The following is a 1,764-nucleotide window of genomic DNA, read 5'->3' as shown; positions in this document are numbered from 1 at the left end:
CATAGCGCGCCACGATGGCCAGGCCCAGCCCCGCGCCCTGGCCCAGGCGCTTGCCCTCCTGGCCCTGCACCCAGCGCCGCCGCATCTCTTGCTGCCGCGCCGGCAGCCCGGGCCCGTTGTCGATCACGGACAGCACCACGTCGCTGCCCTCGCGCGACAGCTCCACCGTCACATGCGGCGCGGCACCGTCGGCCGGGGCACCGTAGCGCAGTGCGTTGTCGATGAGGTTGTTGAGCACCCCTTCGATGAGCACGGCCTGGCCCCGCACCACCACGGGCTCGTCCAGGCCCACCGCGCCCAGGTCCACCCCGGCGGCGTCGGCGCGGGGCAGGAACCGCAGTACCGCGTCGCGCACCAGCTCATCGAGTTTCACCGGTTGGCGCGGGATGGCATTGCGCGCCTCGTCGGCCAGCGCCAGCGCCAGCAACTGATCGACCAGGTGGCTGGCGCGCGCCTGGCTGTCCACGATGCCGGCGAGTTGCTCGCGCCAGACGGCCGGCTCTTTGTGCGCCAGCCCATAACTGGCCAGCGCGCGGATACCCGCCAGAGGCGTGCGCAGCTCGTGCGCCACGTTGCCGGCGAATTCGCGCTGCGCCTGCACGCTCTGGGCCACGCGGTCCAGCAGGTCGTTCACCGACGCGCCCAGCCGCTGCACGTCGCGCGTGGAGGCATCCACGGGCACCGCGGCCAGATCGCGCACATCGCGCCGGTCGAGGGCGTGCTGAAAATCCGCCAGCGGCTGCAGGTCGCGCTGGATGGCCCGGCGCAGCCACACGGCCAGCACCAACAGCAGCAGCACCTGCGACACCACCGAATACAGAAGCACGCTGCGCAGCATGGCGCTGCGCCCCAGCACGGTCTGCGCCGTCACCACCTCGAAAGGCTGCGGCGTGCCGAGCTGCAGGCGCACGGCGCGCAGGGCGCGGCCGTGGTACTGGATGTCGGAGAAGCGGTAGGCATCGTCGCCGCGCGGCGGCGGGACCGGCAGGTCGGGCCAGCCCGCCAGCACCGAGCCGTCGGCGCGCAGCACGGCGAAATAGACCGTCTCGACCTGGTCGAACAGCACCGACTTGACCTCGCGCACCGACAGCGCGAAATCGAGCCGGCCGTTCACCACACGCACATTGGCGGCCACGGCATAGGCGTCGTCGAGCAGCGATCGGTCAAATGCCCGCTGGGTAAAACTGTTGGCCACCAGCACCGAAGCCACCGTGCCCGCCAGCCAGGTCAGTCCGAGCGGAAGCAGCACATGGCGCAGCAGGCGCGAGCGCAGCGACGGCGCCGCAGCCGGCATGGGCGGCACTGACGGCGGTGCGGAATCGCCGGGTATCGTCATGGTACGGACAGCGGGTCGGCCTCGAGCATGTACCCCAGCCCGCGCAAGGTGCGGATGCTGGCGCCGCTGCCCGCGAGCTTCTTGCGCAGGCGCGAGATGAAGGCTTCGAGGGCGTTGTCCCCCAGTGAATCATCAAAGCCGGACAGCTTGTCGGACAGCGTGCGCTTGCTGACCACGTGGCCCGGCGGGGTCATCAACTCCCACAGCACCTCGAACTCGCGCGCGGGCAGCTCCAGCAGCGCGCCATGCAGCATGAAACGGCGGGCACGCCGGTCCAGCACCAGCGCGCCGGCTGCCGTGCGGTCGTCGGTGCCCTGGGTGCGCCGCACCAGCGCACGCAGCCGCGCCTCCACCTCGGCCAGATCGAAAGGCTTGCCCAGGTAGTCATCGGCGCCCGCGTCCAGCCCGGCGATGCGCTCTTCCGTGCG

The 1,764-nt window shown here is 71.4% G+C and carries 2 protein-coding genes; both read right to left on the bottom strand.

The window, feature by feature from the left end; genetic code table 11:
* Positions 1-1,336: sensor histidine kinase (locus tag ACDELDRAFT_RS22160; protein WP_005800949.1), on the bottom strand; the 1,336-nt coding region annotated here is incomplete at its 3' end.
* Positions 1,333-1,764, bottom strand: a 432-nt coding sequence (locus ACDELDRAFT_RS22155; protein ID WP_005800947.1) for a winged helix-turn-helix domain-containing protein, incomplete at its 5' end; no start/stop codon positions are given. The genes ACDELDRAFT_RS22160 and ACDELDRAFT_RS22155, both read right to left, overlap by 4 nt.

Origin of the sequence: Acidovorax delafieldii 2AN, assembly GCF_000175235.1 — a bacterium.
Taxonomy (GTDB): domain Bacteria; phylum Pseudomonadota; class Gammaproteobacteria; order Burkholderiales; family Burkholderiaceae_C; genus Acidovorax; species Acidovorax delafieldii_B.
Note: the sequence above shows the minus strand (reverse complement) of the source record. Positions and strands in the feature narration are given on the sequence as shown.